The organism is Streptomyces sp. NPDC092370, from assembly GCF_044755265.1.
GTDB lineage: Bacteria > Actinomycetota > Actinomycetes > Streptomycetales > Streptomycetaceae > Streptomyces.
The window spans coordinates 659,841-684,436 of the sequence record NZ_JBIVQO010000001.1; the positions used below are offsets into that span (position 1 = coordinate 659,841).

At 73.6% G+C, this 24,596-nt stretch carries 21 protein-coding genes; 4 read left to right on the plus strand and 17 right to left on the minus strand.

What is annotated here, in order from left to right:
• Positions 1-59 precede the first annotated feature (59 nt).
• The 3 genes from ACIQHQ_RS02905 to ACIQHQ_RS02915 form a co-directional block, all read right to left on the minus strand.
• Complete coding sequence (locus ACIQHQ_RS02905; protein ID WP_402609438.1) at positions 60-209, minus strand: hypothetical protein; 150 nt, start codon at positions 207-209, stop codon at positions 60-62.
• Positions 206-985 carry a cytochrome c oxidase assembly protein gene (locus tag ACIQHQ_RS02910; protein WP_402609440.1) on the minus strand — a complete coding sequence of 260 codons (780 nt, stop codon included), beginning with the start codon at positions 983-985 and terminating at the stop codon, positions 206-208. Before ACIQHQ_RS02910 ends, ACIQHQ_RS02905 begins: the two co-directional genes overlap by 4 nt.
• A gap of 344 nt (positions 986-1,329) precedes the next feature.
• Positions 1,330-2,019 (minus strand): ANTAR domain-containing protein, encoded by a 690-nt coding sequence (locus ACIQHQ_RS02915; protein WP_402609442.1) that lies wholly within the window; start codon positions 2,017-2,019, stop codon positions 1,330-1,332.
• Positions 2,020-2,207: 188 nt separating this feature from the next.
• Here ACIQHQ_RS02915 and ACIQHQ_RS02920 point away from each other — a divergent pair, with 188 nt between their 5' ends.
• Both ACIQHQ_RS02920 and ACIQHQ_RS02925 read left to right on the plus strand, forming a co-directional pair.
• Positions 2,208-2,561: an STAS domain-containing protein gene (locus ACIQHQ_RS02920; protein WP_402609444.1), complete on the plus strand. Its 354-nt coding sequence runs from the start codon at positions 2,208-2,210 to the stop codon at positions 2,559-2,561.
• A gap of 2 nt (positions 2,562-2,563) precedes the next feature.
• A complete protein-coding gene (locus tag ACIQHQ_RS02925) occupies positions 2,564-3,523 on the plus strand; it encodes an anti-sigma factor RsbA family regulatory protein (protein ID WP_402610606.1) in 960 nt (319 codons plus the stop codon).
• A gap of 14 nt (positions 3,524-3,537) precedes the next feature.
• Here the strand turns inward: ACIQHQ_RS02925 and ACIQHQ_RS02930 are convergent, their stop codons facing one another.
• The 13 genes from ACIQHQ_RS02930 to ACIQHQ_RS02990 all read right to left on the minus strand — a co-directional run bounded on the left by ACIQHQ_RS02930 (position 3,538) and on the right by ACIQHQ_RS02990 (position 20,676).
• Entirely contained in the window at positions 3,538-4,575 is a 1,038-nt protein-coding gene (locus tag ACIQHQ_RS02930) for a rod shape-determining protein (protein WP_402609445.1), read from the minus strand.
• 1,026 nt (positions 4,576-5,601) lie between these two features.
• Positions 5,602-6,942 (minus strand): carboxyl transferase domain-containing protein, encoded by a 1,341-nt coding sequence (locus tag ACIQHQ_RS02935; RefSeq protein ID WP_402609447.1) that lies wholly within the window; start codon positions 6,940-6,942, stop codon positions 5,602-5,604.
• Positions 6,935-8,380 (minus strand): acyl-CoA synthetase, encoded by a 1,446-nt coding sequence (locus ACIQHQ_RS02940; RefSeq protein ID WP_402609449.1) that lies wholly within the window; start codon positions 8,378-8,380, stop codon positions 6,935-6,937. The genes ACIQHQ_RS02935 and ACIQHQ_RS02940 overlap by 8 nt, the downstream gene beginning before the upstream one ends.
• A gap of 459 nt (positions 8,381-8,839) precedes the next feature.
• Complete coding sequence (locus tag ACIQHQ_RS02945; RefSeq protein WP_402609451.1) at positions 8,840-9,448, minus strand: hypothetical protein; 609 nt, start codon at positions 9,446-9,448, stop codon at positions 8,840-8,842.
• Positions 9,414-10,241, minus strand: a complete 828-nt coding sequence (locus ACIQHQ_RS02950; RefSeq protein ID WP_402609453.1) for an FkbM family methyltransferase — start codon at positions 10,239-10,241, stop codon at positions 9,414-9,416. The genes ACIQHQ_RS02945 and ACIQHQ_RS02950 overlap by 35 nt, the downstream gene beginning before the upstream one ends.
• The gene (locus ACIQHQ_RS02955) at positions 10,238-10,459 is read right to left on the minus strand and encodes a Trm112 family protein (RefSeq protein WP_402609455.1); all 222 of its coding nucleotides are present in this window, start codon (positions 10,457-10,459) and stop codon (positions 10,238-10,240) included. The genes ACIQHQ_RS02950 and ACIQHQ_RS02955 overlap by 4 nt, the downstream gene beginning before the upstream one ends.
• Positions 10,456-11,361 carry a hypothetical protein gene (locus ACIQHQ_RS02960; RefSeq protein ID WP_402610607.1) on the minus strand — a complete coding sequence of 302 codons (906 nt, stop codon included), beginning with the start codon at positions 11,359-11,361 and terminating at the stop codon, positions 10,456-10,458. Before ACIQHQ_RS02960 ends, ACIQHQ_RS02955 begins: the two co-directional genes overlap by 4 nt.
• 15 nt (positions 11,362-11,376) lie before the next feature.
• Positions 11,377-12,120, minus strand: a complete 744-nt coding sequence (locus ACIQHQ_RS02965; RefSeq protein WP_402609457.1) for a class I SAM-dependent methyltransferase — start codon at positions 12,118-12,120, stop codon at positions 11,377-11,379.
• The gene (locus ACIQHQ_RS02970; protein ID WP_402609458.1) at positions 12,117-13,364 is read right to left on the minus strand and encodes a condensation protein; all 1,248 of its coding nucleotides are present in this window, start codon (positions 13,362-13,364) and stop codon (positions 12,117-12,119) included. Before ACIQHQ_RS02970 ends, ACIQHQ_RS02965 begins: the two co-directional genes overlap by 4 nt.
• Positions 13,361-17,533 carry an alpha-(1->3)-arabinofuranosyltransferase family protein gene (locus tag ACIQHQ_RS02975; RefSeq protein ID WP_402609460.1) on the minus strand — a complete coding sequence of 1,391 codons (4,173 nt, stop codon included), beginning with the start codon at positions 17,531-17,533 and terminating at the stop codon, positions 13,361-13,363. Before ACIQHQ_RS02975 ends, ACIQHQ_RS02970 begins: the two co-directional genes overlap by 4 nt.
• Positions 17,530-18,303 (minus strand): class I SAM-dependent methyltransferase, encoded by a 774-nt coding sequence (locus ACIQHQ_RS02980; protein WP_402610608.1) that lies wholly within the window; start codon positions 18,301-18,303, stop codon positions 17,530-17,532. Before ACIQHQ_RS02980 ends, ACIQHQ_RS02975 begins: the two co-directional genes overlap by 4 nt.
• Before the next feature lie 8 nt (positions 18,304-18,311).
• Entirely contained in the window at positions 18,312-19,463 is a 1,152-nt protein-coding gene (locus ACIQHQ_RS02985) for a glycosyltransferase family 4 protein (protein ID WP_402609462.1), read from the minus strand.
• Positions 19,464-19,680: 217 nt separating this feature from the next.
• Positions 19,681-20,676, minus strand: coding sequence for a DUF3068 domain-containing protein (locus ACIQHQ_RS02990; protein ID WP_402609463.1), 996 nt, complete (start codon positions 20,674-20,676; stop codon positions 19,681-19,683).
• Positions 20,677-20,891: 215 nt separating this feature from the next.
• On the opposite strand from ACIQHQ_RS02990, the gene ACIQHQ_RS02995 reads away from it, so the two are divergent.
• The gene (locus ACIQHQ_RS02995; RefSeq protein ID WP_298572590.1) at positions 20,892-21,044 is read left to right on the plus strand and encodes a hypothetical protein; all 153 of its coding nucleotides are present in this window, start codon (positions 20,892-20,894) and stop codon (positions 21,042-21,044) included.
• Positions 21,045-21,046: 2 nt separating this feature from the next.
• Positions 21,047-22,291 (plus strand): helix-turn-helix domain-containing protein, encoded by a 1,245-nt coding sequence (locus ACIQHQ_RS03000; RefSeq protein WP_402609465.1) that lies wholly within the window; start codon positions 21,047-21,049, stop codon positions 22,289-22,291.
• 88 nt (positions 22,292-22,379) lie between these two features.
• On the opposite strand, the gene ACIQHQ_RS03005 is transcribed toward ACIQHQ_RS03000, so the two are convergent.
• A complete protein-coding gene (locus tag ACIQHQ_RS03005; RefSeq protein ID WP_402609467.1) occupies positions 22,380-24,389 on the minus strand; it encodes a TerD family protein in 2,010 nt (669 codons plus the stop codon).
• Positions 24,390-24,596 lie beyond the last annotated feature (207 nt).

Here is a 24,596-nt window from a genome sequence, read left to right on the forward strand (position 1 = left end):
AACTCCCTTGAGTGGTGGGGAGATACGGGTGCCCCGTCGCGTCACCTCCATGTGGCCTGCTAGGTGCCGGTGTCGTCCGTTCCGTCGTCTTCGCCCTCGGTGCCCGCCTCGTCGCGGTCGCCCTCCGCCTGGGACGGGGTGGGACGCGGGGTCGTGTCCCGCTCGTCGTCGCGGTCGCCCTCGGCCTGGGACGGGGTGTGGTCGCTCATCGTGTTCCTCCTTGCGCGGTTGCCGGCTGCCGGGTACCCCGGTGGGGCCGTGAGCACCGGCCTCGCGCGCGGTACCACTGGGCGGCCAGCAGCACGGCCAGGACGAGTTCCACCGCGTCACCGCCGTAGTACATGAGCTGTGAGGCGAGGTGCAGGTCGGCGGGGGTGTGGGTGGTGCCGGGCGGGCCGGTGGCCCACAGGCTCTTCGCGAGGATCGCGTGGGCCGCGGAGGCGGCCAGGAGGGTGCCGCCCCGCACGTACCGGCCGGGCCGGTGACGGATCGGGTCCACGGCGAGGAGCGCGAAGGTGAAGAGGGTGCCGACGGCGAAGAGGTGGAGGTACACCAGGGGGTTGTGGTGGACGGCGGGCGGGAGCGGGGCCCGGTGGAGGAGCCACAGGCCGCCGATGTCGAGGACCGCGGCGACGGGCGGGAAGACGAGCGCCGTGACGAGGCGTGAGCGGGTCAGCGAGACCAGGGCCCGGCGGCCGGGCGGCGGGAGGGTGCGCAGGGCCAGCGTGACCGGCCGGGACAGGACGATCGGCAGCGGGGCCGCCATGCCGGCCGTCAGATGGGCGGCCGTGTGCGCGGTGAACGGCGCCAGCCACGCCCCCCACGGCACGGCGAACGCGGCCACGAGCAGCGCCCCGCCCAGCCAGAATCCGGCGTCGCGGCGCACCGGCCAGCGGTCCCCGCGGCGCCGCAGCCGGGCGGCGCAGGCCGTGTAGAGCAGACCGCCCACGAGGACGAGCACCGGCAGGGGAGCCGGGGTCGTCACCGTGCCCTCCCTCGCCGGGCGCCGCGCCCGGCGAGCGGGCCGGCCGGCGGGAACGGGGCGGAGATCACGTTCCGCGTCCCGTCGCGCGGCCGGGTACCGGCCCCGCAGCGGATCCGGTGCGGGCGCGGCAGACCGCGTTCGCGGCGCGGGCCGGCGCGGAGGAACGGGCCCGCCACCCCGGCCGGCCGGCCGCCGGCAGAGTCTCACCGGCCGGGGAACGGTGGCACCTCACCCGTTCCCGGTCACGGGGGTCGAAGCCCATGGGGTTCTCCTCGGCGGAGGCGGGCCGGAGCGGGCCGCCGGGTACCCGGGCCCTCCGGCGCGAAACCGGGAGCCTTCGGCCCTCAGGCCCCGCGACGCTTCGCGACAGCCCTCTGCAACGCCGTGCGCAGCTCGGCCGACGGCGGCGGGCCGTCCGCTTCCGCACTCGCCGTCACCGCCGCGGCGACATCCCGCAGCTTGGTGTTCGACAGCTGCGACGCCTCCCGCAGGATGTGCCACGCCTCGTCGGACGTACAGCCGTGGGTGGCCATGAGAATGCCCCGGGCCTGGTCGATGACCGGGCGCGAGGCGATGGCCTGGCGGAGCTGCTCGACCTCCTCCTGGAGCACGTGCAGGCATTCGGCGCGTTCCAGGGCGACCGCCGAGGCGGCCGGCGCCGATGCGGAGACCGGGCCGGTGGCGTCCAGGCCGGTCAGCGGGTCGGTCGTGTCCAGGCCCGCCAGCTCCAGGATCCGGCGCGGCTGGCCGTTCCAGTTCGTCGCCGTCACCGTCCGCGACCGCTGCCAGCCGTGGTCGGCCAGCACATCCAGGAACTGCAGGCCGGCGGTGTCCATGAAGTGCACGCTCCCCATGTCCAGGTCGACCCGGGTGACGGTGGCCGGCAGGTCGGCCAGGGTTCTGCCCAGGGTTTCCGCGCAGCCGTGGACGAGCTCGCCCCGCGGGGTGAGCTCGGCGCGGTCCGCGTCGACGCGGCCCCGAATGACCAGGGTGTCCAGCCCTCCTGTGAGTTGTGGTGATGCCGCTGAGGTCATGTCACCGCCTTGTCGGTCCTCGTCGGTCGTGTCCGTCTCGCCGGACTGCACGACGTCACTCGCCCCCGTGGACGTCGGTGTGACGTGCGCCTGCCCGCCGTGCGGCGTACTACACACGTCCCGGGGGAATGAGCTTGTCCGGCGCGGGTACGAGCGCTGTGGCCCGGAAGAAGCGTGGGGAGAGGGGCTTGAACACTCGGCAGCAGGTGTCGGCGACCGGCCCGCGCGGACCTGTGCCGGGCTTGGCGGTGTTTCCGCTGGCCGGGCAGCAGGGCGTCAGAGCAGCCGGTGAGATCGGCCTGACGACGCGTGCGATCTGGGAAGGCGTACTCGAGCAGGCTGTTCGCGAGGATGAGGACGTGTATTACTTGGAGCTGTCCGAGGTGACGTTCGTCGACGTCGCGGGCGCCGGTGCGCTCGCGGCCGCCGCCGGGCAGCTCCGGGACGGCCGGAGGTTCGTGGTGCGCCGGCCGCCGGCGGCGCTGCGGCGCACGCTCGACCTGCTGTGGCCCGGCCAGACAGGGATCGAGGTGTCGACGTGACGATCACGGCGGTGACCGAGGCGACCGAGCCCTTCGGGCCCCTGGAGCCCTTCGCCCACCCCGCGCTCTTCTACCGGGACGAGCAGGAATACCTCGACGGCACCCTGCCCTTCGTGCACGCCGGCTTGGAGGCGGGCGAGCCGGTCGCCGTCGCCGTGCCCGACAAGAACCTCACCCTGATCAGGGACGCGCTGGGGGACGCCGCCGAGTCCGTGCGGCTCCTGGACATGCGCGAGGCGGGACGCAACCCCGGACGGATCATCCCCGGCGTGCTGCGCGCCTTCGCCGACGCCCAGCCCGACGGCCGCCGGGTGCGGATCATCGGCGAGCCCGTCTGGCCGGGGCGCTCCGACACCGAGTACCCGGCCTGCGCCCAGCACGAGGCGCTCATCAACGCCGCCTTCCGGGGCCGTACGGCGACCATCCTGTGCCCGTACGACATCGCCCGGCTGCCCGAGCACTGCGTCACCGACGCCTACGCCACCCACCCCACCGTCATACACCCCGGCTCCGACGTCGCCCGGCAAAGCGAGGCGTACGCCCCCGGTGAGGTCGTCAGCCGCTACAACGAGCCGCTGGAGCCCGTGCAGGAGGCGCTGACGTTCGCCTTCGACTCCGACTCGCTCTCCCAGGCCCGGCACCTGGCCGTCGGGGAGGGCGCGCGCCTCGGCCTCGTCGGCGTGAAGCGGGAGGACCTGGCCCTCGCCGCGGCCGAGCTCACCACCAACAGCGTGGTGCACGGCGGCGGTTCGGGCGTGCTGCGGCTGTGGGCCGAGGAGGGGTACGTGGTGTGCGAGGTCCGCGACGAGGGGCGGCTCGCCGACATCCTGGCCGGACGCAGGCCCGTGCCCCGCGACCAGCGCGGCGGGCGCGGGATGCTGCTGGTCAATCTGATCGCCGACCTGGTGCGGGTGCACCGGAGCGACAGCGGGACGACCGTGCGCTGCTGGTTCGCCCGCTGACCGGCGGCTGACGCTCAGGAGCCCAGCGGGGCCAGGGCCAGCGGCGCGATCCTGCCCTCCAGCATCGCGCCGAGACCCTGCACGGCGCACACGTCCGGGCGCTCGGCGATGTGCACCGGCATCCCGGTCGCCTGCCGCAGCATCTGATCCAGGCCCGGCAGCAGCGCGCTGCCGCCGACCATCATGATCCCCCGGTCGGCGAGGTCGGCGACCAGGTCGGGCGGGCAGCCCCGCAGCACCTTGCCGATGCCGTCGAGGACCGCCGTGAGCGGTGTCTGGATGGCGTCCCGGACGGCCGCGGTGTCGACCTGGACGGAACGGGCCAGTCCCGTGGCGACGTCCCGGCCGTGGATCTCCGTGGAGGCCGGGCCCTGCGGGGTGAGGCCGTTGCCGGACAGGGCGAGTTGCAGCGGCCGGACCGACTGGCTCGGCAGCATCAGCTCGTGCTCGTGACGCAGGTGCTGCACGATCGCCTGATCGACGGCCTCGCCGCCCACCGGGATGCGTTCGGCGGTGACGATCGAGCCGAGTGACAGCACGGCCACCTGCGTGGCCGCCGCCCCGCACACCATGATCATGGTCGCCTCGGGCTGCTCCACGGGCAGTCCGCAGCCGACGGCGGCGGCGATGAGGGTGTCGACCAGTTCCACCCGGCGGGCGCCCATGCCGACGAGTGTCTCGATCGCCGCGCGCTGGGCCAGCGGGTCGGCGCCGTGCGGGGTGCAGGCCGCGGCCCGCAGGATCGGCTTGCGGCGCAGCGCGCGGCGCATCTTGTCGCCCAGCAGATGCCGGAGCATGCGCTGCGCCATCTCGATGTCGACGACGGTGCCGCCGGATACCGGCCGGACCACCCGGATGTAGTCGGGGGTGCGGCCCGTCATCTTCTCCGCGAGTTCGCCGACCGCGATCAGCGCCCCGGTGCGGGTGTTCACGGCGGCGGTGGACGGCTGGTCGACGACGAGACCTGCGCCCTTGACGTAGACGCGGGTGCGGGCAGCCCCCAGGTCGACGGCGAAGTGACAGCGGCGCAACTGCTCCAGACTGGCGGTCATGGCAGGTCCTCCCGAGAGCACAGACCGTGGGGGGCCGCCAGGTGGCGGGCCTCGCGGGCGTGGGTCCGCCGGGTGGCGGGCCTCCTTCGCATCGTGCGCGGGAGGGGGCCCGGCCGCCTTTCCTGGGGGGCCGGGCGGGGCGCCGCCGAACGGGGGTATCGGCCTCCGGTCACGGGGAGTGCGTGGCCTCCGGCAGGGGCGCGAGGGACGGCACCGTGGTCTCGCAGCCGGCCTCGCGCATCTGCCGGTCGGTGGTGGTGTTCCGGGGGAGGGCGACGAAGCGCAGCCCGGCCCGCCGGCGGCGGCGAGTTCGGCGACCGTGGAACCGATGAGCAGGCCGTTGGCGGTGGACCCGTCGTGGCAGTGGAGGGGGCGCAGCGTGGGGTCCGGGTGCGGGGTGAGGAGGTCCGGGTCTCCGGCATGCCCGTGATGCCGGCCAGGGGCAGTGGGCTTGGCTGGTGGCGGTGGACCCGTCGGGGCGGTCGAGGGGGCGCAGCGTGGGGTCCGGGTGCGGGGTGAGGAGGTCCGGGTCTCCGGCATGCCCGTGATGCCGGCCAGGGGCTGTGGGCCTGGCTGGTGGCGGTGGACCCGTCGGGGCGGTCGAGGGGGCGCAGCGTGGAGGCCGGGTGCGGGGTGAGGAGGTCCGGGTCCCCGGCATGCCCGTGATGCCGGCCAGGGGCAGTGGGCCTGGCTGGTGGCGGTGGACCCGTCGGGGCGGTCGAGGGGGCGCAGCGTGGAGGCCGGGTGCGAGGTGAGGAGGTCCGGGTCTCCGGCATGCCCGTGATGCCGGCCAGGGGCAGCGCGCCGCGGGGACGCAGGCAGCGGGGCACGGCCCCGGCGCAGACGTCCGTGATGGGGCCCCGCGCCCGGCCGCGCGCCTCAGGCTCCGGCGCCGCTTCGGGGGACAGCGGGCGGGACCAGGCGCGGGCGGGGTGTCGGTGGCGCCGTCCCGGTAGAGCGGCTGGAAGCGCTAGGTCCCGGCTCCACGGCCGGGATGTGCGGCGACGCAGGGGGCATGCACCGACCTCACCCACCGACGGTCCCCCGGATCACCCCCAGCTCCACCAGGTCCTGCGGACGGATGCGGAGCTGGTCCGCGGTCGCCTCCACCTCGCGCGGCGGTCGTTTCAGGATGGCCGCCGCGAGCTCCGGGGCGATCACCGAGAAGTAACTGTCGTGTGTGGCCCAGGTGTTGCCGGGTGCGGCCAGGGCCAGTGCACCGCCGGAGCCGCCCTCACCGATCACCAGCGTGGTCACCGGGGTGCCGGCGCTCGCGACCGCGCCGAACAGGTCGGCGATCGCCGCCCCCGCCCCCTGCCGCTCCGCCTCCGCGTCGTTGGCCGCGCCCGGCGTGTCCACCAGGGTCAGCACCGGGATGCCGAGCCGGTCCGCGAGACGGATCAGCCGGGCGGCGGTGCGGTATCCGGCCGGCCGGGTCGCGCTCCCCGTCTGCGCGGCGTACGCGACCGTACGGCCCCCGTGCGTGCCGAACCCGCACAGCATGCCGTCCGGGTCGGTGCCGCCGCAGCGGTCGCCGCTGATCGCGACCCGCTCGGTGAAGTAGGCGTCCAAGTAGGCCGTGGCACGCGGCCGCCGAGAGGAGCGGGCCCGCCGGACGGCGTCCCAGCCCGTGACGGGCAGGACCCCTGACTCGCCGAGCGGCTCGGGCGGCGGGGCGGGCGTGACCGACGGGCACGTCAGCAGCCGCAGCCACCGCCCCAGCGTCTCGCGCAGCTCCTGCGGCCGTACGACCGCGTCCGCCGCGCCCGCCGCGACCTGCGCCTCGGCCGTGTACGCCGCCGGGTCCGCGTCCGCCGGCCGCACCCGGGAACCGGCGAAGCCGACCTGGGCACCGGGCAGCGCGAGCACCACGTCGGCGCCCGCGCCCAGGGTGGCCCACCCGCCCCCGGTGGTCGGGTCGCGCAGGACCGCGACCTGCGCGAGACCGGCCTCCCGGGTGAGCGCCGACTGGCGGGCCACCCGCTGGAGTTGGGTCAGCGCGAGCATGCCCTCCTGCATACGGCTGCCGCCCGTCGCCACCAGCGGCACCACCGGGAGGCGGCGCTCACGGGCGTACGCGTACGCCGCCTCCAGCCGGTCTCCGGTGCGCTCACCGAGGGAACCGCCGAGGAAACCGAACTCGAACGCGATCAACACGGCCCGGGTGCCGCCGACCCGGGCGGTGCCGCACACCACGGACTCCTGCTCGCCGGTGCGTTCGGCGGCCCGCGCGCGGGAGTCGTCGTAGCCCGGCCACGCGAGCGGGCCGTCGGGCCTCGACGGCCTTACGGGAACGGGAATTTCGGCGAAGGTGGCGTCGTCGGCGAGGGCGGTGACGACCGCGCGGGCGGAGAGGCGCTCAGCCATGGGGCAGCGCCCGCTTCAGGATCTTCCCCATGTCGTTGCGGGGCAACGCGTCCAGGTGGTGGACGACCCGTGGCCGCTTGTGCGGGGCGAGCCGCTGCGCCACATGGTCCGCCAACTCCTCCAGCCCGGGCGGCGACATGAGATCGGCCGGCACGATCCATGCCACGATCCGCTCGCCCAGGTCGGCGTCCGGCTCCCCCGTGACGGCCGCCTCCCGCACCCCGGGGTGTTCCAGAAGCGCGTTCTCGATCTCACCGGCACCGATCTTGTAACCGCCGCTCTTGATCAGGTCGGTGGCCTTGCGGCCCACGATCCGGACGTAGCCGTCGGGGTCGCGCACCGCCATGTCGCCGGTACGGAACCAGCCGTCGGCGGTGAAGGCGGCGGTGGTGGCGTCGGGGCGGTTGAGGTACTCGGTGAACAGGTTCGGCCCGCGCACCTGGATCTCGCCGACCGTCTCCCCGTCGTACGCGGTGACCTCCGAGCCGTCCTCCTCGACCAGCCGCAGCTCCACGCCCGGCAGCGGCACACCGACCGTGCCCGGGCGGGCCTCGCCGTCGGCACGGACGCTGGTGTTCATCAGCGTCTCCGTCATGCCGTACCGCTCGATCACTCTGCGCCCGGTCGCGGTCGCGATCCGGCCGTGGTCGTGCACGGGCAGCGCGGCGGAACCGGAGACCAGCAGCCGCGCCCCGGTCAGCGCCTTCACCAGATCCGGGTCGCTCGTCACGGCCTCCGCGATGCGGTGGTACATCGTCGGCACGCCGAACAGCATCGTCGCCCCGCCGTTCAGCTCCCGGGCGACGCCCTGGGTGCTGAAACGGCCCAGGTGCCGCACCGAACCGCCGCGCCGTAGCGGGCCGAGCGTACCCAGGACCAGCCCGTGCACATGGAACAGCGGCAGCCCGTGGACGAGGACGTCGTCGCCGGTCCACTGCCAGGCGTCGGCCAGCGCGTCCAGGGTGCTTGCGACGGCCCGGCGCGGGATGACGGCACCCTTGGGCGGGCCGGTGGTGCCGGAGGTGTAGACGATCAGGGCCGGGTCCTCCGCTCCCGCACGCTCCTCGGGGGCGGCACCGGTGGCGTGCACGTCGACGTCCACACGGGTGAGGTCCCGCACGGGGGCGGGGAGTTGGTCGTCCGGGGCGGTCAGCACGAGGCCGGGGGCACTGTCGGACAGGATGTGCCCGAGCTCCTTCTCACCCGACCTGGGGTTGAGCGGCACGGCGGGCACTCCGGCCAGCAGGGCGGCGACGACCGCGACGGCCGTCTCCATGGTTGGCGTCGCCCAGACGGCGACCCGGCGGGCCTCCCCGATGCGTTCCGCCGTCGCACCGGCCGCGGCGGCGAGCTCGCCGTACGTCAAGGAGCGCTCACCGAACCGCAGGGCGGGCCGGTCGGCCGAGCCGCTGGTCAGGGCCGGGAAAAGAGAGGTCACGCGTCACATCTCCTTAGCTGTTCGCCTGTCACGGGTCACCGGCGGTACGTCCCCCGCCGGGGGACGTACCGCCGGTGAGCCGTCATGCCGCCGCCGGTACGACCGCCACCCTCCCTCCGTACACCATCAGCCGCCGGAAGAAACGCTCACGGCCGACGTCCGGGAGGCCGTCCTGCCGACAGCGCCGGTCTCCGTCCCCCGTCTTCCATCCGGTGCCGGATCCACACGGGCGGGGCGCAGCAGGTCCAGCTCGTCGTACAGGCGCCGTGCCGTCGGCGAGAGCCGGGCACGCCTTCGCGAACGCGCCGATCATGAGCAGGGCCATGCGTCCCCTCGTGGCCCTCGGGCTCGTCCGCGCCGCCACCGGTGCCGGGGCTTCACCGACCGAGGGCGGGCCCCGCACCTCAAGACCGCCTCCCACGACCAGTTCCGGCCGGCCGCGGGCCGGGGCGGGGCCCCTCAGTCCTGCCGGCCGGTGACGGACACCCGCTGCAGCAGCCCCCAGGTGAACTCCGCGACGGCCTCCCGCCGCACCCCCCGCGCGTCGGACGCGGTGAACGCCAGGCCCCACCGGGTCGGTGCCGTGCCCTCCAGGGGGCGGGCCGGGGCGAAGGCGCGGGCCGCCTCGTCGACCGTGCAGGACCAGGGGGTGAGATCGTCGAGCGTGCGCAGCTCGGGGCCCGGGACGCCGGGGGCGCGGACCAGCCATTCGTTCCACACCGCGCCGGTCGGTGCGGTCAGCACCTCGAAGCGCAGGCCGGGCCAGAGGGGCATCGGCCAGAGCCATGCCTCGCAGTCGAGATCGCCGATCCGGCGGGGCGTACAGGACTCGGGTTCGCCCAGCACGTGGCAATACCTGGACAGGGGCGCGCGGGAGCGCGGGGAGCGGACCATGGCCTGCCAGCGCTTGTTCGCCTCGCGCATGTCCGCGATCGACACCCCGAGCTCGTGCCGGGCGTCCTCCACCAGGCCGGGGTTGTGGTCGGCCATGCGGCGCAGCAGCACCAGCTGGAAGTCGAGCGGGGCGAAGGGGCTAGCGGGGTGCTTTCCGGAGGGCATGGGATCCATCGTCGCCCACCGGGGTCCTGCCGGGGCGGCGGCCGTCGGGCAGGAACAGCACGGAGTTGACGTAACGCGGGCCCCTGAGGGCGGAGGAGGGCAGAACCCTGCGGAGCAGCCCGTGCGAGACGACGTAGGAGGCGTCCGCCTGGTGGCGCTCCAGGGGGAACCCGGCCAGCGGCACCCAGGTGTCGCCGGGCAGCACCCAGCCGTCATAGCCCAGCAGGGCCAGATAGGTCACCACCGGCGCGATCGGCTGGATGCGGGACTCCAGTTCCACGAACAGGGCCGGCCGGTCGCGGGCCAGCAGACCCGTCGCGCCGCGCAGCACCGCCGGCTCGTTGCCGTCCACGTCGATCTTGATGAAGCCGACGTCGCGCAGGCCCAGCTCGTCCAGCGTGACACAGGAGACGTCCAGCGCGCGGCCGTGGATGTCGCGCCGCACCAGCGAGGACACGCCCCGGTCGCCGGAGTCGTCCGGCGGCAGCCACAGACGGGCGATGCCCGGCCGGTCCGAGGCCGCCGCCCGGATCACGCGGACGTTCGGCGGCGCGGCGGCGGCCAGCAGCCGGGCCAGATGGGGCACCGGCTCGACCGTCACGACCTGCTGGGCGAGGCCGGCCAGGCGGTGCGTCCAGGGCCCGTACCAGCCGCCGACGTCCACCGCCGTGCCGCAGTCCGGCGGGCACAGCTCGGCGAGCCGGGCCAGCTCCGGTTCGAACCGGGGATAGAGCGCCCGGGCCGTCGCGGCCACCAGACGGGTGGGCAGGAGAGGGGCGAGGCGCGCTGCCAGGCTGGTCACGGCGCCATCCTCTTCAGGAGTTCCTCGTGCACGTCGTCCGGCACCTGCTCGCCCGAGGACGGCAGCAGCTGCGGAATGCCGTCGGTGATCGGGTAACGGCGGTGCAGGCGCGGGTTGTACAGCGCCTCCTCCTGCCCGGCCTCCTCGGCCAGCAGGTGCAGCGGGCCCTTGTCGATCGGACACGCCAGGATCTTCAGCAGCGGGTCGTCGGGTTTCACGGGGATGTCAGCTCCTCGGCAGGTGGGGAGGGTTGGGGAGCGGTGTCGTGCTTCGGCATGGTCAGCAGCACGGCCACCGCCAGGGCCGTGCCCGCCACCCGCAGCGCGAGCCGCAGCGGCTCGTCCGGCAGGGCCTCGCCGAACGACATCGTGCCGAGCACCGCCGTGAACAGACTGGTCACGGTCGTGCACACCGGCACGATCAGCGACGCCCGGCAGCGCTGGAGCGCCGCCTGCGACATCACCAGGCCGAACACGCCGGTGAACAGCAGCAGATACGGATACGGGGAGCTCAGCAGGTCCAGGGCCGCGCCGCCCATCCCGCTGGTCGTCAGGTGGCTGGAGACACCCTTGATGGCAAGGGAGCTGACCCCGTAGAGCAGGCCCACGGCCACGCCGTACTCGACGCCGGTCGTCGGGCGCCGGTGCCGGTTGCGGGTGCGCCGCTCGGCGGAGGCGTACAGCCACACCCCGGCCGCCAGCGAGGGCACGCACACCAGCAGGATGAGCTGGTAGGGCGCGTCCTGGCTGACGGTGTCGGAGCCCTCCCGCAGCGACAGCACCACCATCAGCAGCGCCAGCAGGATCGCGCCCAGCGCGTACCGCTCCCGGCCGGAGGTCTCCTCCCCGAGCAGCCGCGCCGACAGCAGCACGAGCAGCACCAGGCCGGAGACGAAGATGCCCTGCGCGGCGGCGATCGGCAGGGTGCGGTAGACGACGAGCTGGGCGGCGAAACCGGCGGCGAGGGCGAGGGAGCCGCCGATCCACAGGGGGCTGCCGAGGACGAGGCGCAGCAGCCGGGCCGGCTGCCGGATCGACACCTCGGGCAGGGAGGTGAGCGCCCGCTTCTCCAGCACGAAGCCCAGGCTGTACAGGGTGTTCGCCAGCAGGGCCGCGGCCACTCCCCACCACATGGGTTACGTCCTTCGGGCGTGCAGCAGCAGAATCGACGCGAGCTGCGGCCGGGCGCAGGCCAGCCGGTCCAGTGGCCGCAGCGGGCGCGGCACGCCGTGGAAGGGGGCTCCTTCGAGCCGTACGACCGTGAATCCGGACGCGGCGACGAACTCCCTGAGCGCGCGGGCGGTGTAGAGCCGCAGATGCCCCACGACCTCCTTGCCCGGGCGGCCGTGGATGCCGCGCAGGCTGACCTCCGAGAACACCGGCTGCACCCCGGCCAGCAGCAGGCCCCGGTTGTACCAGGCGGCCAGATTCGGCGTGGACAGCATCAGATGCCCGCCCGGGCGCAGGATCCGCCGGATCTCGTCGAGGGCCGCGTCCGGGTCGACGAGGTGCTCGATCACCTCGCTGAACAGCACGGCGTCGGCCGAGGCGGACGCGAAGGGCAGCCCCCCGCCGGTGAGTTCGCCGCGCACCGCGTACGGGATGCGGGTGCGGGCGCGGCGCAGGGCGTCCTGGGACCAGTCGACGCCGATGACGCGGTGGCCGGGCAGGAGCGGGGCGGCGGTGGCGGCGGCGGTGCCGTCCCCGCAGCCGATGTCGAGGACCGTGCGGGGGGTCCGGGTCGCCGGTCCCAGGGCGCGGGCCAGCATGCGGGCCTGGCGGAGGCTGCGCGGCGTGCCGGAGGCGACCGGGACGGCCGGGTTCTCATAGAAGTCGCGCAGGTCCCGGGGCGGGCGTCCGGTGGTGGCCGGGGTGGTCACGCGGTCACCTCCGTGGTGTGCAGATAGTGCTCGAAGAGGTCGCGGAGGTGGGCGCCGTCGCCGTGGCTGAGCAGGGCCTTCGACCAGCGCAGGGCCAGATGGAGACGGCCGGCCGTGGAGGCCGTGGTCACGGTCAGACCGCGGGGCATCCGGGCCGGCGCGGAGAACCAGACGGCGTGCGCACGGCCCGCCTCCTCCCCGAAGTCCAGCGGGTAGGGGATACGGCCGATGTTGCTGAGCAGGGTCGTCGACGTCCAGGGCGCGGCGGCCCGGCGCAGGGCGCGGGTGAGGGCGGCGCGGGCGGTGACGGGCGCCCACGGCGTGGTCAGGAGGGCCGCGCCGTGGCCGAGTTGGGGGCGGGGCAGGGACTTCAGGGCACGGGTCCGCTCCGCGGTGCGGCGCAGGAGGGCCGGCATGTCGGTGACGTCCAGCTCCTGCGGCCCGTACGGGACCTCCACCAGACGCGTGCCGTTGCCGATGGGCATCGTCGTGTCGCGGGGGCGGTCGTCCACGGGCATGGTGATGCGCAGAGGGCGGGGCCGGGCGCCGTGCTCCCTGTTCCAGTGGGCGATGGTCAGGGCGGTGGTGACCATGAGCTGGTCGTTGACGGTGTAGGGGGAGCCCTTGGGGCGGTGCGGGAGGGGGAGTTCGGTGACGAGCATGCCGTTGCCCGGCGAGGGGTCGGGCGTGCCCCGCGCCACCCGCGCCGGGGGTGACCAGCCGGCCGGGGTGTCCGCGGCTTCCTGGAGGGCCTGAGGCGCACGGACCGGGGGTGCCGCGGGGGCGTTGTCCCTGCCCCCGTACAACTCCGCGGCCGTGGCCAGGACGCGAAGGCAGGCCGGGCCGTCGAGGGCGGTGTGGTTGATGGTGAGCAGGAGGACCGAGTCCACCACCTCGAGCCGTATCGGCGGGGACGCCGACAACGGCGGCGCGTCCGCGAGGGCCCGGGTCCTGGCGTCCCGCAGGGCTCGGGGGCCCGGCGGAGCGAAGGTCACCACCTCCACATCCGGCTCCGGCGTCAGCTCCCACTCGTAGCGCCGCCGGTACAAGGGCCCCCGCGCCTCCCGCATCAGGATCCGCGGATGCCGGTGCAGGGCCTCCAGGAACGCCTTGCGCAGACGCGCCTGGTCGAGGGTGCCCGGGAGGTGCACCTCGATGTGAACCGTTTCCGGTTCCGCCTCCTGGAGGCAGTGGCGGGACACCTCGTCCACCACCGGGAACGGAATGCGTGCCGGTGCCGTCATGCGGGCTTGCCCTCCCCCGGGTCCGTCCTCGGCAGCTGTTGCGTCGGCGCCTGCGTGGACGGCTCCCCGCGCAGGCTCACCAGTCCCGCGAACAGGCCGATCAGGGCGAGTGGTTGGGCGAGGTGCCCGAACGCGCCCGCGCCCGCGCCCACCGGTTCCCCGGCCCCGAACACGGCGGTGATCCCCGCACCGGCCAGGGCGGCGAACGCGATCGGAACCAGCAGTGCGTGCCGTCGCGAGGCCAGCAGCGCCAGCGCCGGGACCAGCAGCGCGAACCAGCCCGCGATCACCACGCCGACCAGCGTCAGCGCCACCGCGCCGAGCCACAGGCCGGGCGGCGGCGGGACCGGCTGGGGCGCGTCGGGGTTGGCGGCGCGGCGCCGCCACAGCGCCAGGCCCAGCAGCACCGCGATGCCGACGCCACTGCCGATCAGGGCGGCGTCGTACGTCGTGGCCGGCTCGTAGGACAGCTTGACGTCGCCACCCGCCCCGGCCGGGACCCGCCAGCCCTGCTGCCAGCCGTCCAGCCGCACCGGGGTCAGCTCCTTGCCGTCCAGGGTGGCCTTCCAGCCGTCGTTGAAGTTCTCGTAGGTCGTGAGGTACGAGGCGGCGCCCGAGCCGAGCGTCACCTGGCGGCGGTCACCCAGCCAGTCCCGGATCCGCAGGTCACGCCCGGCCGCCGCGGCCTCGGGGACCGTGCCGCGGGTGAGGGTCACGTCCGTGAGCGTGAGCGGCCCGGCGTCCCCGCCCTCCAGCCGGTGGTCTCCGGCGGGAAGCCGCACCTCGGTGTCGTCCCGGCCGTCCTGGCAGAGCGTCACCTCCACGCCCCGCCGCTCCACCAGGTCCCGTACGGTGCCCTTCACGCTCGACTGGTACAGCTGACCGTCCAGCGCGACGTCCGGGCCCTTGCCGCACGGCAGGGAGAACTTCCGAGTGCCGTCCGGCTGCGGCGTGCGGTACTGGTCGAGGGAGGGGAGGTACGCCTCCGTGAGGCCCACCGGGAGGCGCAGGTCCTCGTCGGCGACCGGGTTGTGCAGGGTCAGCGGGGCCGTCTCGGTGATCGTGATGTCGAGGCGGTCGGTGGTGATGGCCGGGAAGCGGACCCAGCCGTTCTTGTCGACACCGGCGATGGCGGCGCCGTCCGGGGAGCTGATGTGCACCTCAAAGGCGCGGGCGGACAGGCCGCCCGCGGGGGCCAGGACCAGTTCGCCGACCGGCTGCTTGCCCTGCCAGCGCAGATGGATCGTCGGCCGGTCGCCCGCGATCCACGCCGTCGTCAGGTCGCCGTCGGTGAGGTTGCGTGCCGCGAGGCCGGCGCCGAGGCGCGCCGTGGAGTCGGCGGTGGCGACGATCCGGGCCTGCTGCTCGGGCGCGACCTCGTAGAGCAGCTCGTCGAGTTCCCCGCCCGGCACGGGCACCGCGCTCGCCTTCACCTCGTACGTCCCCGCGGCCGGAGTCGTGAAGCGGCGGTGCAGGCCCGCCTCGGTGCCGGTCGCGGAGAGACCGGTCGGGTCGGAGGCGCGGTGCAGGGAGACGACGGTCGCGGCCGAGGTGGCGTCCTCGGCGTCCGCCGGGAGCCGCAGCAGCCGCGTCACCCGCACGTCCGGCAGGTCGATCTCGGAGAAACCCGCCCCGGTCAGACCGGCCCTGCGCGCCACGGAGTCCACGATCGTCAGCTTCATCCACCGCGTCGCGCCCTCGGGCGCCTCGATCCGCTGGGTCGTGCCGTCGGGCTGGAGGAAACTCGTCTTCGAACCCTTCTCGGTCTCCACCCGCACCTTCGTCGCCGCCGCCCGCACGCTCTCCTGCGGCAGCGGCGTGACCTTGAAGGAGGACGGCATGTCGTAGGAGCCGGTGAAGCCGATGCGCAGCCACTGTCCGTCCGGCGTGTCCGGCGCCCCCTCCGCCCAGGCGGTGTCCGGGTTGCCGTCGAAGGCGTTCACCGGGTCGTACTGCGGGAGGTGGAAGAGCCAGTTGCCGTAGGAGGACGCCGACACCGAGCGGGCGCCGCGCAGTTCGGCCACCGTCTGGTGATCGGTGCCCTCGGAGGGCAGGATCTGGCGCGGTTTCTCGCCCGGGTCCTGCAGCGCGTCCGGCGCGTTGCGCTCGTCGCGCGTGTACGTGTAGGAGGTACCGGAGTTGACCAGCCCGAACCGGGTGTCCGCCCGCCGCAGCCCGTCACCCACCACCTGCACGGCAGGGGTGCCGAGCCCGGGATGGTGGTCGCCGGTCAGGACGGCCGCCCGCCCGCGCAGACGCGACGCCAGCGGCAGCAGCGCCTCCGGCCCGCCGGAGACCACGGCCGTGTCGGCGACCGGGGTGAGCCCGGCCTGCCCGGGCCGGATCACGTCGTCCCCCGCCGGCCGGTAGATCTCCACGGCACGCTGCCGCGGATACAGCCCCTCCACCTGGAGCGGCGCGTCCTGCGCGATCCGGCCGCCGGTCATCACCGGCCCGAGCCCCGTCACCCGCTCGTACCCCGACTGTTCGAGGGTGCGCTTGACGGTCGTGGTGGGCACATGGCCGATCTGGTCGGGATCGAGATCGTTGCGTACGACGACGTAGTACAGCCCCGCCCGGCTCAAGTAGTCCGCCAGCCCCGGGACTTCGGCGCCGGACATCAGTGCCTGCTCGACGGCGTCCATCGCCCGCCGGTTGCCGGGCGTGCCGAACGGCACGTAGTCGCGCTGCGCCCACCGCGACTCGGCGAGCACGTCGAGCGGCTGGTCGATGGGGGAGCCCCAGGTGTAGACGCCGTGCGCGGTCGCCGGGACGACCAGGGCCCGCGAGTCGGGCGAGTACTTCTCCAGCCAGTCGGCCGTGGCCTGCCAGTAGGCCGGGAGCTTCGGGAACGAACCGGGGTTCAGGATCGAGCCGTTGAGGTACGGCCACAGCAGGCCGGGCAGGATCAGCACCGCCGCGACCAGCGGGGCGAAGCGCCGGCCGCGCACCTGCCGGGCCCCGCGCGGCTCGGCCGCCACTCCCACCAGATGGGCCAGCCCCAGCACCAGCGCCAGTGCCAGGCCCGTCTGGAACTTGTAGATGTTCCGGAACGGCGACAGCCACCCGTCCAGCCAGTCCTGCACCACCCCATGGAACGGCGCCCCGAACGCCCCGCCGTACCCGGCGAGCAGCACCAGCACGGTCACCAGCACCGTCAGCACCAGCCACCGCCGCTCGGGCATGTCCCGCCGGGCCAGGCCGGCGAGCCCGAGTCCGGCCGCGAGCGCCGAGCACAGGATCACGACGACGGAGGAGGCCACGGCCCAGCCCGCCGGCAGCCACGCGTCACCGAGGTGCAGATAGGCGACCCAGTTCCCGGCGCCGCGCAGCGCCTCGGTCGCCGACATGGTGTCCGTGGTCGTCCGCGCCGTCTCGATATAGGGGAGGAAGTTCTCGCCGTAGACCCCGAGCAGCAGCAGCGGCACCCACCACCAGGCCGTCACCACGATCACGGCCGGTGTCCACCAGGCGATCAGCTTGCGCTGCCGCGGCCCCGGGGGCCGGGACAGCAGATACAGCCCGACCGGCAGCAGGGACGCGAGTGTCGCCGACGCGTTGACCCCGCCCATGAACGGCACGAGCAGCGCCGAGCGCAGGGCCGCGACCCGGGCGGTGTACCGCTCGCTGGTCAGCGGCAGCAGCACCCACGGCAGGAACGCGCCCGGCAGCGCCGCGGCCGACGTCGATCCGATGACGGTCGTGAACACCGGCCACAGCGCGTACGCCACCGCGCCCAGCAGCCGGGACGCCCCGCTCCCCACCCGCAGCCGCTCCGCCAGCCGCAACGCGCCCCAGAAGGCGACGGACACGATCAGCGACAGCCACAGCCGCTCCGCCAGCCACACCGGCAGGCGTACGAGGTCGCACAGCCAGTAGAACGGCAGCATCGGCCACAGATAGCCGACGTACTGGTCCTGGATCCCGCCGAACCCGGCCCGGTCGTGCCACAGCTGGCCGAGATCGGCGAGGAACTGCCCCGGGTCGACCGTGACTCCGAGCTTGGTGTCGAAGGTCTGCCGCCCCGGCCGCACCGCGAGGAACAGCACGAACACCACAGCCCAGAAAGCCGGCAGCCAGCGCCGCGACCGCGGGCCGTCGGGCGGGCCCGAGGTGGTCGCGGTGGTGGGGACGGCTGCCGGGGGAGGAGCCTGGACCGTGGTTGTCATGGGGGACACCGCCGCAGAATGAGGAGGAGGTTCCAGGTGGCGAACTCGCGGATGCCGGGCGCCTTGACGACGGTCTCCGCGAGGAACGGCCAGTAGCGGGAGCGCGCCGAGACGACCGTGACGTCGTCCCGGGCGCGCACCTGCCTGAGGGTGGAGCCGATGTGCACCGCGAACAGGTTCTCGCCGAGCGTGTGCTTGGCGGGCCGGCCGGTCCGCCGCAGGTAGCGGGCCCGGGCCCGCTCGGCGCCGAAGTAGTGCCACGGGGCCCATTCGTGCCCGCCCCACGGTGACAGCCAGTTGGTGAACGACACGTAGATCAGCCCGCCGGGCCGCGTCACCCGGGCCAGTTCGCTGAGGAACGTCTCCGGATCCGCCACGTGCTCCAGCACGTTGGAGGAGAAGGTGACGTCCGCGACGCCGTCCCGCAGCGGCAGCAGATACCCGTCGGCGACCACGGCCGAGTCGGGCGGTCTCCCGCCGAGTTCGGCCAGGTCGGGCTCGAAGAGGAACGCGTGTGCCCCGCGCCGCCGGAACTCGCGCGTGAAGTACCCGCTGCCGCCCCCGACATCGAGGACCGTACGCCCTGCGACGGACCCGTCGTAGGCCTCGACCTGGTCGACGGCGTCGCGCGCCAGCAGCGTGTAGCAGGCCTCGGGATCGTCCTGTTCGCGGAGGAAGGCGCGGAACAGGGCGACCGAGCGCCGAAGGGACGGATCCCTCCAGCCGGGACGCCGGGAGGTGTCTTCCCGGGGGCGCGACGCATTGCGCAGGGGTGATGTCACGGGGCCCAGCCCTTCACCGCCTCCGCGGTGACCGCCCTGAACTGCCGGACCGTACGGTCCCACCGGAACTGCGCCGCCCGCTCCCGGGCCGCCTTGCCCATCAGCTCCCGTTGACGGCCGGACAGGGCCAGCGCACACCAGGCCGCGGCGAACGAGGACTCACCGCGCGCGAGGATCCCGGTCTCACCGTCCACCACGGAGTCCTTGAGACCCGGCACGTCGAAGGCCACACTCGGCGTCTCCCGCGCCGCCGCCTCCGTCACGACGAGACCCCACCCCTCGACGGCGGAGGGATGCAGCAACAGCCAGGCGGCGCACAGCAGTCGGTGCTTCTCGGCCTCCGTCACGTATCCGGTGAACTCCACACCGGGACCGGCGAGCCGCTCCAGGCGTTCCCGCTCGGGCCCGTCACCGACGATCACCAGCCGGCCACCGGTCACGGGCCGGACCCGCTCCCACAGCCGCAGCAGCAGATCGATCCGCTTGTACTCGACCAGCCGCCCGACGGCGACGAAGAGCGGCTCGGCCGAGCGATCGGCTCTCGGGCCCGGCTCCTCGACCCCGTTGTGCACGACTCTGATCCGGTCCCGTTCGACCCCGATCGCCCGTAGCGCGTGTGCGGTCGAGGAGGACACGGCGACGAGCAGGTTGCGCTGCTGCGCCCCGGTCAGCGCCCAGTGTTCGAGTCTTCGGCCGATGCGGGCCGCCGGCGCCAGCGGACCGCCGAAGCGCATCTTCCACAGATCCGTGTGGACGTGGTTGACCAGGCACAGCGTGGGTCCCTGGTGCCACAGCGGCGCCAGATACGGCATGCCGTTGCACACTTCGACCAGCAGATCGCAGTCGCCGACCCGGCGGGTGAAGGCCGATCGTGCGCGCAGGTAGTGCCCGTAGGGGCCGCCCGCGGACACGACCCGGTAGTCGCGGAGGGACGCGGGCCCCCCGCACAGCAGGGTCACCTGGTGGCCCAGGCGGGTCAGGCCGTCGGCGAGCTTGTCGACCAGTAGTTCGGAACCACCGGCGGACGGGTTGTCCAGATCGCGGTGGGCGAGGAAGACGATCCGACGCGGAGGTGGGGGGAGCGCCGGGAGGTGCTGCGGCGCGTTGGGGGACGCGGTGCGCAGCGTGGACGGCACGTGCTGGGGCATGCGTGCTCCAACTCGTCTCGGGGTGCGGAACTCAGCGTGGGGAAAACGTGGGGGTGGGTTCGTCTCGGAGGGGTCGGCCGGTGGGGAGCCTGAGCTCTTCTGGGAGGGGGGTGTGGACGGGATGTGCTCGGGTGGGGTTGGACAGTTTTCGCCCGGACGTTCGCCACGGCTACTCACCGACGTGACAATTTCCGGCTTTGTTGGAGCTGACGTCACATCACTTCGTGAGGGTGGGCTGGGGCATATCGGCCGTATCGGTCGGAACGGGGTGCTCCGGCTCCTTCCGCCCACGTGCCACGAGAACGCCGCCCACCACCGCGAGCACGAAGCCGCCGATCGCCGCCCCGATCGGCAGCGTCGTGCCCACCATGCGCAGCTGCCCGCTGTCCCGCTTCGCCTGCCGCACCGCCTCCTTCTGGGTCGCGGTCGTGAACGCGACCTTCCGGCTGTCCAGCAGCACCGCGGCGTCCTTCTTCCCGCCCGGCGCCCGCAAGGTCCGCCTCGGGCCGGTCCGCGCGTAGATCACACGGCCCGTCGCCTGGTCCACGACCAGCTCGAAGCCGTGGTTGGAGTACCACTCCTCGGCAAGCACCTGCGGCCGGTCCGGCTGGTCGACGAGAGTGCCGGGCACCATGCGCGTGCCGGTCCTCGTCGGCGGCACCGAGCCGGTGAACCTGTAGCCGGTGTGACCCTGGACCTTCGCGGTGCCCCGGTAGCGCAGCACGACCGTGTCGCCGAGGGTGTTGTCCCACCACTGGTAGGAGCGTTTCTGCACGTCGAAGGGGAACTTCAGATACGCCTCGCCCTCGATGTACGGCTTCTCGCCGCAGCAGTGCACCGGCCGCGTCGTCTTCCGGTCCATCACCCAGCGATGCGGCACGAAGTCCAGCGCGTCGTGCGGGTCGGCGGCCGGCAGCGACTTGTCGGTGTCGACCGTGGTCGTCACGTCCCAGACGGCGTTGCCGCTGCGTTCGCTGTCCTCGACGTTGCCCCGCACCCGCTGGGTCACGGTGATCTTCCGGCCGGGCACCGTCTCGATTCGGTCAGTGTCGAAGACGCTGCCCCGGCCGGTGTAGACGGCGGTGGTGTCGATGTCGATCGGGTTCACCGCGGCACGCGGCTCCACGTACCAGGCGAGCAGGGGTGCCAGCACCAGCAGGAATGTGCCGAGACCCAGCAGGACCAGGGAAAAGGGAGAAGTTGTACGGCGCATCCGGGCACTCCAGTGGCTTGGGACGGCTCGACGTACGAGAGGGCCGGCACGGCGGAGGAATCAGCGCGTGCGGTTGGGCCGGGAACCGTAGGCCGCTCTTGACGGGGTGTCAATGCTTGTCGAGACTGGGGCGCGACAGGCAGGGACGGGACGCCGGGGTGGGGAAACCTCCGGACGATCTCCGGACGAATCCGGACAGAGAGGCTGACCCTGCGATGTCCCGACTGCTCGCTGCCGCGCTGACCGTCGCGCTCGCCGCCGCCCTCGCCGTGGGCGCCGCGCTGGGCGTGGTGGCGCTGCTCGAAGCCACACCCGACCAGCCGAACACCCCCCTGATCACGTACGAGCGAGCCGGTCAGGGGAGTTGACCGTGACGGCCGCCCGCACCGCAGCTCTCACGGCCCGCTCGGCATGGCACGACGTACCGCGCTTCCAGGTGCGCCGGTTCGCCGCCATCGCCATGGCCGAGGCGCCCGCCCTCGCCGAGGAGATCCTCTGCGAGATCCAGCGCGAGTACCCGCATCTGCCCGTCGTCCTCGACGACTCCGGCGAGCCGATGGCCCTGGTCGGCATCCGCCGTGCCATCGAGGTCTTCGTGCAGCACCTGGAGCACTCGGAGGGACGCCCGACCGTCCCGCCCGGCGTCTTCCAGGAGTTCGGCCGCGGCGAGGGTCTGAACGGCCGCTCGCTCGACTCCCTCCAGGCCATCTACCGCATGGGCGTACGCCTGGCCTGGCGCCGCTTCGCCGACATCGGCCAGCGCGTGGAGATCCCGCCCCCGGCGATGTACGAACTCGTCGACGCGGGCTACGAGTACCTCGACGGCCTGGTCGACCAGTCCGTACGCGGCTACGCCGAGGCCGCCGCCCGCCAGGCCGGTGAACGCCTGCGCCTGCAACGCCGCCTCATGGAACTGCTCCTCGCCGAGCACCACCGCGGCGACCCCGCCGAGGCGCTGACCGAACGGGCCGCCCGCATCGGCTGGCCCTTACCGGCGAAGGTCGCGGTCGGCGTCCTGCTCCGCCCGGCCCGCGAAGCCATGGCGCCCGCGGTCGGCCAGGGCGTCCTGCTCGACATGGAGTACGAGCAGCCCCGCATGGTGGTGCCCGAGCCGGACGCGGCGGGCCGCTCCGAGCTCATGCACCGGGCCCTGGCCGGCTGGTCCGGCGCGATCGGCCCACCGGTCCCGCTCACCGACGCGGCGAAGTCCCTGCGCTGGGCGGAGGCGGCGGTCCGTCTGATGGAACGCGATCTCCTCCCCGCCGGCGAGGTCCTCTACTGCACCGAGCACACCGAGGCCCTCGTCCTCCTCCAGCCCGAGGAACTCATCGACGACCTGGCCCTGAGATGCCTGGCCCCCCTGACCCACTGCGGCCCCACCCACGGCCGCCGCCTCGCCGAAACCCTCCTGGCCTGGCTGGAGACCCGCGGCGGCGCCCCGGAGGTCGCCACCCGCCTCGGCGTCCACCCCCAGACGGTCCGCTACCGCCTGCGCCAGATCCGCGAACTGTGGGGCGACGAGATCGACGACCCCGACCGCCGCTTCGAACTGGAACTGGTGCTGCGGGCGCAGCGGCTGCGCGGGCAGCTGGGGGTGACGCCGGGGCGGCGGTGAGCCGGGCGGCACACCCTGGTCGTCAGCGAGAGCCCGAAGCCACCGCGCGTGGCGCTCCACCCGGGCGACGACCGCCGCCGCCCCGGTGTCACACCGCGGCCCGCTCCTTCGCCGCCGCGCGCCCGGGGGCGGGAGCGTCCAGGTGTGCCACCACCGAGGTGTGGAAGCGGTGCACGGCGTCGTCGACGCTGCGGATGAAACCGGACTCGGCGCTGCCGCGGCCGCTCCCCATGCCCTTGAAAAGGGACAGCCGGAAACCGGTGATGCGAGTCGAGCCGTCCTTGGGGAGCAGATCCGCCGGTTCGGGGCGCAGCCGCTCCAGCGTGCCCCGCGGGCCACCCGTCTCACCCTCCACCAGGGTCTCCACGTGCAGGTCCGCCGGCGCCTCGGCGAGGCGGCGGACCAGGCGCTTGGCCCAGGTCAGGGGATAGCCCTGCTCGGGTGCCGGGATCTCCACGGACGTGCGCAGCCTGGCGGTCCGCAGATCGGCGCTGATGGTGAGCAGACCGGGTGCCCCCTCGACTCGCAACTCCGCCTGCAGCCGGCCGTCCAGGCACAGCTGGTCGGCCAGGCGGGCGCGCCGGGCCCCGGGATCGGTGCCACGTCGGGTGCGCTGGGCGGGCAGCACCTTCTGCCCGAGTTCACCCCCGAGCCGCAGGCACACCTGGCGGATGAGCCGCTCCCAGCTCTCCACGACCTCCAGGGCTCGCGGGTCGCCCTGGCAGAGGGTCTCGTCGTTGATGCCGTTGCGTACGGGCACCCAGGCCGCGCCCATGTTCTGGAAGCCGTGGCAGCCGGAGTTGTCGTGCTGGAGGTAGTGCAGCAGATCCTGGAGCAGCCAGGTACGCGCCGCGTTGCCGACGCCCTCGTGCCGGATCAGCATCTGGGCCTGGTGGGCCACTTCCGCCCACGACAGGTGCCAGAGCGCCACCTGGTGCTTGCGCCGCCGGTCGATCTTGACGTCGACCAGCGGACTGCCCTCCAGCGCCACGTCGTTCGACAGGGTGATCACGGCCTCGTAGCCACGCCGGGCCGCGATGTCCATGTAGGCCTGCACCTGGTCGGACTTCAGGGGGTTGCCGTTGGTCTTGGTCTCGACCAGAGCGGTCCACAGCTTGCCGGCGCGCTCGACGCGGATCACCCCGTCCGGGCGCCGGGGCGTGTCCCCGTGCGGCAGCGAGACCTCGGTGAAGGTCTCCATGCGGCCGGACGGCGCGCCGAAGGGAGCGGTGATGCGTCTGCCGAACCGGGGCACCTGGGCCATCACGGACAGCAGCACCGACGTGGCCCGCGTCTCCCGGTCCCGGTCGTTCTTCAGTGCTGACACCGGAAAGAGCCGGGCCTGCCTCCAGGACTCGTTCTCCGCGAGGCTCTTCGCGGGTGCCCTGGGCGGTGTGGCTTTCTTCTTCGCGGTCCGGGGCCGGGTCGTCCGCTTCTTCGGTGCGGCATCCTCCTCGGCCGGTGGGCGCGGTGCCGGTACCGCCGCCAGCGTCGGCTCCGGCGGAGCGTCGGCGGGGCCGGCGGCGGGCTCCTCGGTCCCCTCGGTCCCGGACTCCGCTTCGTCGTCCTCGATGTCGACGCCGAAGTCCGTCGCCAGCCCCGCCAGACCGCTCTCGTAGCCCTGACCGACGGCCCGGAACTTCCACTCCTCGCCCCGCCGGTACAGCTCTCCGAAGATGATCGCGCTCACCTGGCCGGCGTCCTCGATGACGAAGCGGAGGAGGTTCTCACCGCCCGCGTCGGCCAGCGTGACCTGCAGATCGTCCAGTTCGCCGAAGCGGGCCCCCTCGTAGCGGCTCGCGGCCACGACGATCCGCTCCACCTCTGCCGGGACCGCGGTCAGGTCGAAGCTGATCCGGTCCTCGCTGCCGCCCCCCGTCGGCTCCTTGCCGAGCAGCTGCACGCTGCCGTCGGCCGCCACCGGGTTGTTGTAGAAGTAGAAGTCCGCGTCGTTGCGTACCTTGCCGTGTCCGTCCAGCAGCAGGACGGACACATCGGCGTCGCCCTCCCCGGTCGGGCTCGACCATCCCAGACTGACGATCGCGGAGCCGACGTTCTCGCTCAGGTCCGTCAGGGACACATTCGAGCCCATGGTCATGTCACGCACAGAAATCCCCCCACCCCTGCGACACCTGTGACGTGTCGCACACCGGGCACTTTAGTGTGCACGCCACGCGTTCGGGGTGTGCTCGGGGGTTTCCGCTCGTAAGCCCTCTGCCCATTGCCCGGGCATACCTCTATGGCTAGCCTGTGTTCGTCATGCCGATCGCCTGTTGAAATCTCGAACGCAGGCGCCTGAGACATA